Source organism: Blautia segnis (assembly GCF_014287535.1).
Taxonomy (GTDB): domain Bacteria; phylum Bacillota; class Clostridia; order Lachnospirales; family Lachnospiraceae; genus Blautia_A; species Blautia_A acetigignens.
The window spans coordinates 77,726-89,364 of sequence record NZ_JACOOT010000040.1; the positions used below are offsets into that span (position 1 = coordinate 77,726).

Here is an 11,639-nt window from a genome sequence, read left to right on the forward strand (position 1 = left end):
CTTATATGGAGCATTAGCTCAGTTGGTAGAGCACTTGACTTTTAATCAAGTTGTCCGGGGTTCGAATCCCCGATGCTTCACTGCTAATGAGAACCGGAAGCCTTTTGATAAGGTGTTCCGGTTTTTTAAATAATATAGCATATGCGGATGTGGCGGAATTGGCAGACGCGCCAGATTTAGGTTCTGGTGTTTACGACGTGCAGGTTCAAGTCCTGTCATCCGCAGCGAATGAGGAATGATCCGGATCAGTTCTTCGTAAGAAGAATAGGTTCGGATTGTTTAATATGGAGGAACAGAATGGACGTTGTTCAGTTTCAGGAAAAATTAAGAGAAATTTGTGATCTGGGAAAACAGAATGGGAATCTGCTGACACATGAGCAGATCCGGGAGCATTTTGCAAGTACAGATCTTGAGACCAGCCAGATGGTGAAGGTCCTGCAGTATCTGAAGCTGCAGGGAATTACAATAGAAGGGGAAGAAAATGCAGCCCAGGCGGAGGAAGCAGCCGGGGAGGCAGAAGCTCAGCCCAATGGAACCAAGACACCTCTTACCCCGGAGGAAGAAGCTTATCTGAAAGAATACCTGTCAGAGGTAAGCACTGGGAAGGAAGTAAGCCAGGAAATGGTCCATACGCTTTTTGAAAATCTTGCAGATGGGGATGCTCTTGCAGAAGCTGCACTTACCAGTATTTATTTGCCGGTAGCGGCAAACATGGCAGCAGACATGAACTGCGCAGAGATTCACCTGGCAGATTTGATTCAGGAAGCTAACGTAGTGCTTCTTACAGCATTGTCTGATCCGGAAGCAGAGCATAAAGATGACCCATGGCTGCGTCTTCAGCTGCGCAAGGGAATTATTGCGGCCATTGAAGACCAGACACAGCAGAAGTTCCAGGATGACTGCCTGGTAGCCAAGGTGGAGAAGCTGGAATCCGCGGTAAAGGATCTCACAGATGACGACGGTGAGAACCGTTTTACCATTGATGAGCTGGCTGTAATCCTTGATATGAATGTGGATGAGATCCGGGATATCCTGCGTCTTACCGGAGATGATAAATAAAAATTAACAGAGCATTTGAAAAGCATCGAATTTTGACGACCTCAATCGTTTAGAATCCGATGCTTTTTTTATTTCCCTTCAAATTCTCGTTGCTATTTTACCATACAAGTGTTAATATCATAAATAATAATCAAAATATTTTTGCGTATAATAAAATATTGTTTGAAAATGAAAGGAGGATACATATGAATTTGGAAAAATATCAGCAGTATTCCAGAATCGCAAGAGGTCTGGAACAAGCAGATCTGGTGTTAAAAGATGCAAGAATTATCAACGTTTTTACAGAAGAGATCATTCGCGGAGACATTGCCATTCAGGATGGGATCATAGCAGGAATCGGCAGCTTCCAGGGCAAAGAAGAACGGGATCTTGGCGGAAAATATGTTTGTCCTGGATTTATTGACAGCCATCTGCATCTGGAATCCACGCTGGTAACGCCCGCAGAGCTGGTGACTGTAGCTTCCCGCCACGGAACCACCACTTTTATTGTGGATCCCCATGAATCTGCCAATGTATCCGGTCTTGCCGGCATTGACTATATTCTGGAACAGACGGAGGATGTAAAGGCAAATGTGTACGTGATGATGCCTTCCTGTGTTCCGGCGACCGGAATCGACGATAACGGCTGTACACTTACTGCACAGGATATGGCTCCTTATCTGAACAACAGCCGTATTCTGGGGCTTGGCGAGGTGATGGACAGCATTTCCGTGGTACAGGGAGACAAGGGCATGCATGACAAGCTGGAGCTTTTTGAAGGCAGGATCCGGGACGGTCATGCACCGTTTCTGGTGGAAGGGGACCTTCAGGCCTACGCCATGGCGGGAATTGCAACAGACCATGAATGCAGCTTCTTTGACTATGCCATGAGAGAAAGAAGAAATGGCCTTACCATACTGATCCGCGAGGGCAGTGCAGCCCGGAATCTGGAAGCGCTTGTAGGCGGCCTTGTACAGAGAAAAATGAACGGCGAGGGCTTCTGTTTCTGCACAGATGACAAGCACATTGAGGACATTCAGCAGGAAGGCCACATTGACCACAACGTGCGAAAAGCAATCCGTCTAGGCATGAACTCGGTTTCCGCAATCAAAATGGCAACCATCAATGCCGCCAACTGCTATGGATTGAAAGACAAAGGGGCAATAGCACCTGGCAGACAGGCAGACCTTCTTGTTCTTTCTGATCTTGTAAATGTAGAAGTTGAAGACGTGTACTACAAAGGACAATTAATAGATAAAAATGAGAATATTGTTATAAAACCATGTGCGTCTGAACTGAAAAACACCGTGCATGTGGCAGAATTTTCAAAAGAAGCCTTTCATCTGGAATCCAAAGACGGTACTTTCCCGGTGATCCTGTGTGAGGAAGGACAGATCACAACCAGAAAAGGAACCCTGAAAGCTTCCGATGGTCCATGCGAATTCCAGCCAGACGATGACTACCAGAAAATTGCAGTGGTAGAGCGCCACAAGGCAACGGGAAAAATCGGCAGAGGCGTGATCGGCGGCTTTGGCATTCGAGGCGGCGCTATCGCATCCAGTGTATCCCACGATTCCCACAATATTATTGTAATCGGCGACAATGATGAGGATATGGAGCTTGCCGTGCGGGAACTGATTCGCACCCAGGGAGGTTATACCATAGTGGAAAATCATAAAGTATTTGATACCCTGGCGTTGCCTGTTATGGGACTGATGAGCGACAAAGGATTTGAGAAAGACAATGCCACGCTGAAAAGAATGATTCAGAAGGCTCATGATATGGGAGTAAAAAAAGGCCACGATCCCTTTATCACCCTGTCCTTTATGGCACTTCCAGTAATCCCTCAGATCCGCATCACTCCTCGGGGCGTGTATGATGTAGAAAACGGAAGTTTTTATTAAAAGACTGAATTTTCATACAAAATAAAGATAATATAAAAAGTGTAAAAATATTTCTTGACATTTCATAAAAGAGATGATATGATACCAATCAAAGAAAAGGGAGTAGCGGCCACGAAGAGAGAACCAGACAGGTTTTTCTACGAAATGGTTCATAAATGCGTCAGAACGGTAGATTAAGAATACCCGCATTATGAGAAATCAGCGAGACTTTTATTTGGGGCATGAAACATGTGCCTGAAATAAAAGTCTTTTTCTTTTCTTTGGAAACGATTATGGTTTGGAAAACGTATGGAGGAGAAAACATGAGCGAAATGAATCAGGAGTTTGAAAACGAAAGCGTAAACCCATCAGAAGAGCCGTCGAAAGTTCCTGAAAATCCAAAAAACAAAACAGGAAAGCGGGTAAAGTATCTGGTGGCAGGAGCCCTGGGACTGGTGATCCTAAGCGGGCTGGTGAAGGATTCTGTTTATCAGATCCAGGAGCAGGAACAGGCTGTGCTGACTACCTTTGGGGTTCCCAAGGCAGTGCCGGAAACAGGACTTCATTTCAAGCTGCCGCTGGTACAGAAAATCCAGAAGGTAAACACCACCATCCAGGGTTTTCCAATCGGGTACAGCGTGGTAAACAATGAGGTTGTGGAAAGTGAGAGCATTATGATCACTTCTGATTATAACTTTATTGATGTGGATTTCTTTGTGGAATACAGGATCACCGAGCCGGTGAAATACCTGTACGCATCCGGAGAACCGGAGGAAATCCTGAATAATATTGCCCAAAGCTGCATTCGTACTGTGATCGCAAGTTATAACGTGGACGAGGTTCTTACCACAGGAAAGGGTGAGATCCAGAGCAAGATCAAAGCGATGATTTTGGAACAGATGGAGGAACAGGATATTGGAATCCAGCTTGTAAATATCACCATCCAGGATTCGGAGCCGCCTACACAGGAAGTTATGAAAGCTTTTAAGGCTGTGGAGACTGCCAAGCAGGGAAAAGAAACTGCTTTGAACAATGCCAACAAATACCGAAACGAGAAGCTGCCAGAAGCCCAGGCACAGGCAGACCAGATCGTCCAGGATGCCCAGGCACAGAAGCAGGTTCGTATCAATGAAGCAGAGGCAGAGGTTGCCCGGTTTAATGCAATGTATGAGGAATATGTAAAGAACCCGCAGACCACGAAAATCCGTATGTTTTATGAGACAATGGAAGAAGTGCTTCCTGAAATGAAGATTATTATTGACAACGGGGACGGCGTTCAGAAAATACTGCCTGTGGATTCCTTTGCCGCAGAGAATACGCTGGATACGGATACCCAGAATACAGATACAGAAAAGTAAAGGAAATTCAGAACCTGTACATAGAAGCAAAAGGGACAGATAGCCTTTGCGTGATATCACCATATAGGAAAAATGAGGGAGACTATTATGAAGATGAAAAATATTGCTGTAATAATCGGAATCGCAGTTGTGGCGCTGGCTGGTGCATCGGTGACGGTAACCCAGCAGAATGAATATAAGCTGATCCGTCAGTTTGGTAAGGTTGACCGGGTGATCAGCGAGCCTGGCATCAGCTTTAAGATTCCATTTATCGAAAGCACCCAGTCGCTTCCCAAAGAGACCCTGCTGTACGATCTGGCTGCATCTGACGTAATTACCAAGGATAAAAAGACTATGATCAGCGACAGCTACGTGCTCTGGAGAATCCAGGATCCGCTTAAGTTCGCCCAGACCTTAAACTGTTCTCTGGAAAGCAGCGAGAGCAGGATCAACACGGCAGTATATAATGCTACCAAAAATGTGATCAGCAGTCTGTCACAGGATCAGGTGATCACAAGCCGTGACGGCGAATTATCGGAACAGGTGATGGATGCTATAGGAGATAACATGGAGCAGTACGGAGTCCAGCTGATCAAATTTGAAACAAAACGGCTGGATCTGCCGGATGATAATAAGGCAGCTGTCTATGAGCGAATGATTTCCGAACGGGACAATATTGCAGCTACCTATACTGCAGAGGGAAACTCTGAGGCAAAGGTGATCCGAAATGCCACAGACAAGGATGCGACCATTCAGATCTCCGATGCGAAAAAACAGGCCGAGATTCTGGAGGCAGAAGGTGAGCAGGAGTACATGAAAATTCTTGCCCAGGCCTATGGAGAAGAGGAAAGAAGCGAATTCTATTCCTTTGTAAGAAGCCTGGATGCGCTAAAGGCATCCATGAAAGGCGGAAACAAAACCATTATCCTGTCATCAGATTCTCCTATCGCTCAGATTTTTGAAGGAAAATAAAAGAAAAAATCTTGCATCTGTCTGGCCAGACGTATATCATAAGGAATATAAGGAGTGACGTACAATGGCGAAAGTAAGAAAACACATATATTTTTCAGGCCAGGTGCAGGGCGTGGGATTCCGTTATCGTGCAACCAATGCAGCGAGAGCCAATGGCCTTACCGGATGGGTGGATAATCTGTGGGACGGCAGAGTAGAGATGGAGGTACAGGGAGAGCTTTCCCAGATTGAAGAAATGATCCAGGAAATCCAGAGCGGGAGCTTTATCCGCATAGAGAAATACCAGATGGAGGATCTTCCTGTTGATGAAGAAGAGTGGAGCTTTTACGCCCGCTGAATCTTCTGGCTGATGAGAAAATATAGTTGACAATTAAAAAAGCACCACTTATAATAGTTCGTACACGAACAGTTTGAATCCGAACAATTCGCGTGCGAACTATTTTTATGGCCGTGAAAGTGTGAACGAGGGAATACCGCTGGAAATTGCGGAACTCGGACACATGCCTGTGAAAGAAGGGAAATATGGAAGTACAAAAGAAAGAATGTGGCCCGGGGAAAGGGGAATGGACCGACAGACACATTGGACGTGAGCTGCACACGCTTGATATGATGATAGGCCGTCTTGTAAATGCATATCAGTCCAAAGTGGATGAGAAAGCAGGAATCAATCGGATGCAGGGCTGGATCATCGGTTATCTTTACCGACATTCAGACGAAGATGTTTTTCAGAAAGATCTGGAAGCGGAATTTCAGATGGCTCGTTCCACAGCTTCCGGAATCCTTCAGTCTATGGAGAAGAAACAGCTGATTATCCGTGAATCCATACCAAGGGACGCCAGACTGAAGCGTCTGGTGCTTACTCCGAAGGGAATGGAGTTTCAGATGGAAATCATTGATAACTTTGCCCGTATCCAGAAGGCACTTAGCGCCGATATTCCTGAAAAGAAGCTGGAGGAATTTTATGAGACTGCGGACATGATCCGGGAAAATGTTGTCAAAGCCTGCCAGGAGGCAGGAGAAATAACCGAGCCAAAAAAAGTGATTAAGAAACAATAAGAAAGGGGAGAACCTGATGATAAAAACACTACTTGCTCAGGTAAAAGAGTTCAAGAAGGCATCCTTCCTCACTCCGGTATTTATGATACTGGAGGTTGTGGTAGAGACACTGATTCCGCTTGTAATGGCAGATATGATCGATCATGGCGTAGAAGCAGGAAACATCAGTTATCTTTATCAGAGAGGTGCCATTATGGCTCTTCTTGCTGTTGCAGGGCTTGTTACAGGTATTTTAGGCGGAAAGTACGGAGCATATGCGTCCTCCGGATTTGCCCGTAACCTGCGCAAGGCCATGTATACCAATATTCAGACGTATTCATTTTCCAATATTGACAAATTCAGCACAGCCAGTCTGATCACTCGTCTGACTACTGACGTGACTAACCTGCAGAATGCGTACCAGATGATTCTGCGTATGTGTACCCGTGCTCCGGCCAGCCTGATCTGTGCTATGGCAATGGCATTTATGATCAATGCCAGAATTGCCAGCATTTATCTGATCGCAGTCATTTTCCTGGGATGCTTTCTTGTGTTTATTATGCGCAAGGCAACCAAATATTTCCGGGAAGTATTTGAAAAGTATGATGATCTTAATGCCAGTGTACAGGAGAATATTAATGCAGTGCGCGTGGTAAAGGCCTATGTTCGTGAGGACTATGAGACAACTAAATTTCAGAAGGCTTGTAATAAGGTTTATGAAATGTTTGTAAGAGCTGAGAAGCTGGTTGTTATGAATATGCCGGTTATGCAGTTTACTGTTTATGCATGTATTCTTGGAATCAGCTGGCTGGGTGCAAAGATGATTGTGGGCGGCAGTCTGACAACTGGTGAACTGATGAGCCTTCTTACATATTGTATGAATATTCTTATGAGCCTGATGATGCTCTCCATGGTATTTGTCATGGTTACCATGAGTGCGGCAAGTGCAGAGCGTGTATCTGAGGTTATCAATGAGAAGGCAGATCTTGCAGATCCTCAGAATCCGGTTATGGAGGTTGCTGATGGAAGCATTGTATTTGACCATGTTGATTTCAGCTACAAGAAAGACAGTAAGGAGCCGGTGCTCAAGGATATTAATCTTTCCATTCATGCCGGTGAAACGATTGGTATCATCGGTGGAACAGGAAGCGCCAAGTCCAGTCTTGTCAATCTGATCAGCCGTCTTTATGACGTAAGCTCCGGTTCTGTGAAGGTTGGTGGTGTGGATGTGCGCAAGTACCATATGGACAGCCTTCGTAATCAGGTGGCAGTTGTACTTCAGAAGAATGTACTGTTTTCCGGGACAATTTTGGAAAACCTGCGCTGGGGTGATAAGGATGCTTCGGAGGAAGAATGCCGGCGCGTATGTCAGCTTGCCTGCGCAGATGATTTCATTGAGAAAATGCCGGACAAATATCACACCTATATTGAGCAGGGAGGAACTAACGTTTCCGGTGGTCAGAAGCAGCGTCTGTGTATTGCCAGAGCGCTTCTTAAGAAACCGAAGGTTCTGATTCTGGATGATTCTACAAGTGCGGTGGATACTGCTACAGACGCCAGAATTCGAAAAGCCTTTGCAGAAGAAATTCCGGATACAACTAAGCTGATCATTGCACAGCGTATTTCCAGTATTCAGAGCGCGGACCGCATTATTGTTATGGATGAGGGACGGATCAGCGGATTTGGAACTCACGAAGAATTAATGAAGAACAATGCTATTTATCAGGAGGTTTATAATTCCCAGATAAAGGGCGGCGGAGATTTCGATGAGAACAAAGGAGGTGAGCAGGCATGAGAAGTAATAAACCTATAAAAGGCCCGGGAAGGGGAGGCGCTGCTTTTCGTTCCGGTCCTATGGTAGAGAATCCAGGCAAAATGCTGAAAAGGCTATTGGCATATATTGTTAAAAATTACAGAATCCATATTATTCTTGTAGTGATTGGAATTGTAGTCAGCGTTCTTGCCAATGTACAGGGTACTATGTTTACCAAGACTTTGATTGACCAGTACATTTTGCCTCTTCTGAAATCAGAGACACCGGATTTCCACCCTCTGGCTATGGCAATCCTGCGAGTTGCCTGCTTTTATGCCATTGGTGTAGGCTGTACCTATACATATAACCGGCTGATGATTTATGTCAGTCAGGGAACCCTGCGCAATCTTAGAAATGAGATGTTTGGGCGTATGGAGACCCTGCCGGTTAAATATTTCGATACGCATGCACACGGTGATATCATGTCCATTTATACCAATGATATCGACACCCTGCGTCAGATGATCAGTCAGAGTATTCCACAGCTGATTTCCAGTGTGATCACCATTATCAGTGTTCTGGTAAGCATGATTATTCTAAACGTACCGCTTACTATTGTGACTCTGTTCATGGTTGGAGTTATGCTGGTTGCCAGCAAGAATCTTGCAGGTCTTAGTGGTAAGTATTTTATGGAACAGCAGAAGAACCTTGGTATTGTAAATGGATATATTGAGGAGATGATGGAGGGCCAGAAGGTTGTTAAGGTTTTCTGCCATGAGGAGGAGAGTCTTAGTAAATTTAACGAACTGAATGACCAACTGTTTGAGAGTGCGAACAATGCCAATAAATTTGCCAATGTTCTGATGCCTACCTGCGCACAGATCGGAAATATCAGCTATGTACTTTGTGCAATTGTCGGCGGCGTTCTGGCAGTAAACGGAATCGGTGGATTTACACTTGGCGGTCTGGCAAGCTTCCTCACCTTTAATAAGAGCTTCAGTCAGCCGATCAATCAGGTGAGCCAGCAATTTAACAGCATTGTTATGGCTCTTGCCGGTGCCAAGCGTATTTTTGATCTTCTTGATGAGAAGCCGGAGGTCGATGAGGGATATGTAACTCTGGTAAATGTGAAGGAAGAGAATGGAAAGCTTGTGGAGTCTCAGAAGCGCACCGGACGCTGGGCATGGAAGCATTATCACAAAGCTACAGGAACAACAGATTATGTCGAGCTGAAGGGCGATATTGTTCTTGATGGCGTAGATTTTGGTTATCGTGATGATAAGATCGTGCTTCATGATGTGCGGATGTATGCGAAGCCAGGACAGAAGATTGCATTTGTAGGTTCTACCGGAGCCGGAAAAACAACTATCACTAATCTTTTGAACCGTTTCTATGATATTCAGGATGGCAAGATTCGATATGATGGAATTAATATCAATAAGATTAAAAAAGGTGATCTGAGACGCTCCATGGGAATCGTTCTTCAGGATACCAATCTGTTTACCACAACTGTTATGGAGAATATCCGTTATGGTAAGTTGGATGCCACAGACGAGGAAGTAATTGCAGCAGCCAGACTGGCTAACGCAGATGGATTTATCCGCAGGCTGCCGGATGGCTATCAGACTATGCTGCGCAATAATGGAGCCAATTTAAGTCAGGGTCAGAGACAGCTTCTGGCAATTGCCAGAGCAGCAGTTGCAGATCCTCCCGTACTGATTCTGGATGAGGCTACCAGTTCCATTGATACCCGTACTGAGAAGCTGGTACAGGACGGTATGGATAAGCTGATGGAGGGCAGAACTACATTTGCAATTGCACATAGATTATCTACTGTCAGAAACAGTGACTGCATTATGGTTCTGGAGCAGGGGCGTGTAATTGAGAGAGGATCTCATGACGAACTGATTGCTCAGAAGGGCAAATATTATCAGCTGTATAATGGCTGATATGCCAGGGAAATAAAGACTGATAACAAAAACAGGAAGAGCCATTCTCTATATTAACAATAGAGAGCGGTTCTTCCTGTTTTTTATAGAATGATACGCTGTCAGCTGAAAATGCTTTATGCTTCTTTTGGATTTTTCTGAGGCAGCTGTGCCAACACGATGGCGCAGAACATGATTATACAGCCAATGATTTCTTTTACACTTAATTTCTGTCCCAGGAGAATCCAGCCGGCAAGAACAGAAATACAGGACTCAAGGCTTAAGATCAGAGAAGCTACTGTAGGGTTCATGTTCTTTTGCCCTATAATCTGGAGGGTATAGGCAACTCCGCAGGACATAACACCTGCATACAGGATGGAACCCCATGCACCCTTGAACGCAGAAAGCTGCGGGTGTTCAAAAATCAGTGCCGGTATTGCAGTGAGAATTCCGCAAACCAGAAACTGAATACAGGACATTTTCACTCCGTCTACATGAGGGGAAAAATAGTCAATTACCAGAATATGTAAGGAAAAAAGAAATGCACAGATCAGTACCAGGATATCTCCTTTGCCGATAGAGAAGCCATCTGTAATGCAAAGAAGATAAAGTCCTATAAGTGCCAGAACAATTGCCATCCAGATAAACGGGCTGCATTTTTTTTTCATAAAAAGACCAAGGATTGGTACGATTACAATATAGCAGGCTGTGATAAAGCCGGCCTTTCCAACAGAAGTATAGGAAATTCCAACCTGTTGAAAGTTAGATGCAAGACACAGGCAAATGCCGCAGGAAACACCTCCAAGAATCAAAGTGCGGTTGCGGGAAAAAATATTGCCTTCAGATGCGGAAGAGCTGCTTACAGCCTTGCCGGATGGATTTAGTCTGCCAAGGAGAAGGATTACCGGAACCAGCACAAGCGAGCCAATCAGGTTTCGTGTGGCATTAAAGGTAAATGCTCCGACTGCGTCACCGCCTTCACTTTGGGCAACAAATGAAATTCCCCAGATGGTAGCAGTAAGCAGGAGAAGCAGTGAGTTTTTCAATGGTATTTGCTGTTTTTTCATAATAAATAATCACTCCTGTAAAATACGGTTTTTGACATATAAATCCCCTCCCGTCAAGGAGGGGGTTTTATTGCAGATCAATTTTATTATCGCTCCATCATACTGATAGATTCGATTCCAACGCTTCCGCCGCGGACTACCTCGATTCGACCGAATTCTTCTTTGATCAGCTTGACAACTGCGTCATTTTTGGTAGCGGTCTGTACAAATTCCAGAAGCAGACTGTCTTTACCGTAATCAATGACTCTTGCTTTAAAGGTTTCTGCAATTTGGAAAAGCTCCACTTTATCTTCTGAAGAGCAATTGAACACTTTAATGTAAAGGATTTCTTTCATTCGCACGAAGGTGTTAGTGAAATCAATGACCTTAATAACCTCTACCATACGGTTTAACTGTTTTTTGATCTGTTCAAAGGTCTCATCATCACTTACCGTAGCAATTGTCATTCTGGAAACGGTTGGATCTTCTGTAGTACCTACTGTGAGACTGTCCAGATTGTAGCATTTACCGGAGAAAAGACCGGAAATTTTGGACAATACACCAACCTGATTCTCTACATAGAGAGAAATCCATCTTTTTTTCATTCCTTTATCCGCCATAGAAGATACCTCCTGAATATTTGTGTT

Annotated in this window: 10 protein-coding genes and 2 tRNA genes; 10 read left to right on the plus strand and 2 right to left on the minus strand. The window is 44.7% G+C overall.

Annotation, left to right across the window (positions count from 1 at the left end; all coding sequences use genetic code 11):
• Nucleotides 1-7: 7 nt before the first annotated feature.
• The 10 genes from H8S54_RS17590 (at nucleotide 8) to H8S54_RS17635 (ending at nucleotide 9,967) form a co-directional block, all read left to right on the plus strand.
• Nucleotides 8-80: transfer RNA gene (locus tag H8S54_RS17590), tRNA-Lys, on the plus strand.
• 63 nt (nucleotides 81-143) lie between these two features.
• Nucleotides 144-224: transfer RNA gene (locus H8S54_RS17595), tRNA-Leu, on the plus strand.
• Nucleotides 225-297: 73 nt separating this feature from the next.
• The gene (locus H8S54_RS17600) at nucleotides 298-1,059 is read left to right on the plus strand and encodes an RNA polymerase sigma factor region1.1 domain-containing protein (protein WP_021925614.1); all 762 of its coding nucleotides are present in this window, start codon (nucleotides 298-300) and stop codon (nucleotides 1,057-1,059) included.
• Nucleotides 1,060-1,244: 185 nt separating this feature from the next.
• The gene (gene ade / locus H8S54_RS17605) at nucleotides 1,245-2,942 is read left to right on the plus strand and encodes an adenine deaminase (RefSeq protein WP_117853152.1); all 1,698 of its coding nucleotides are present in this window, start codon (nucleotides 1,245-1,247) and stop codon (nucleotides 2,940-2,942) included.
• A gap of 302 nt (nucleotides 2,943-3,244) precedes the next feature.
• Entirely contained in the window at nucleotides 3,245-4,279 is a 1,035-nt protein-coding gene (gene hflK, locus H8S54_RS17610) for an FtsH protease activity modulator HflK (RefSeq protein WP_186901933.1), read from the plus strand.
• A gap of 87 nt (nucleotides 4,280-4,366) precedes the next feature.
• Nucleotides 4,367-5,230 carry a protease modulator HflC gene (hflC, locus tag H8S54_RS17615; protein WP_186901934.1) on the plus strand — a complete coding sequence of 288 codons (864 nt, stop codon included), beginning with the start codon at nucleotides 4,367-4,369 and terminating at the stop codon, nucleotides 5,228-5,230.
• Nucleotides 5,231-5,294: 64 nt separating this feature from the next.
• Entirely contained in the window at nucleotides 5,295-5,567 is a 273-nt protein-coding gene (locus H8S54_RS17620; protein ID WP_021925609.1) for an acylphosphatase, read from the plus strand.
• A gap of 185 nt (nucleotides 5,568-5,752) precedes the next feature.
• Complete coding sequence (locus H8S54_RS17625; RefSeq protein ID WP_186901935.1) at nucleotides 5,753-6,286, plus strand: MarR family winged helix-turn-helix transcriptional regulator; 534 nt, start codon at nucleotides 5,753-5,755, stop codon at nucleotides 6,284-6,286.
• Nucleotides 6,287-6,302: 16 nt separating this feature from the next.
• Nucleotides 6,303-8,060, plus strand: a complete 1,758-nt coding sequence (locus H8S54_RS17630) for an ABC transporter ATP-binding protein (RefSeq protein ID WP_186901936.1) — start codon at nucleotides 6,303-6,305, stop codon at nucleotides 8,058-8,060.
• Nucleotides 8,057-9,967 (plus strand): ABC transporter ATP-binding protein, encoded by a 1,911-nt coding sequence (locus H8S54_RS17635; RefSeq protein ID WP_186901937.1) that lies wholly within the window; start codon nucleotides 8,057-8,059, stop codon nucleotides 9,965-9,967. The genes H8S54_RS17630 and H8S54_RS17635 overlap by 4 nt, the downstream gene beginning before the upstream one ends.
• Before the next feature lie 116 nt (nucleotides 9,968-10,083).
• Here the strand turns inward: H8S54_RS17635 and H8S54_RS17640 are convergent, their stop codons facing one another.
• Nucleotides 10,084-10,998: a DMT family transporter gene (locus H8S54_RS17640; RefSeq protein ID WP_186901958.1), complete on the minus strand. Its 915-nt coding sequence runs from the start codon at nucleotides 10,996-10,998 to the stop codon at nucleotides 10,084-10,086.
• Between the two features lie 101 nt (nucleotides 10,999-11,099).
• The gene (gene ilvN, locus H8S54_RS17645; protein ID WP_021925604.1) at nucleotides 11,100-11,612 is read right to left on the minus strand and encodes an acetolactate synthase small subunit; all 513 of its coding nucleotides are present in this window, start codon (nucleotides 11,610-11,612) and stop codon (nucleotides 11,100-11,102) included.
• Between the last annotated feature and the right edge of the window lie 27 nt (nucleotides 11,613-11,639).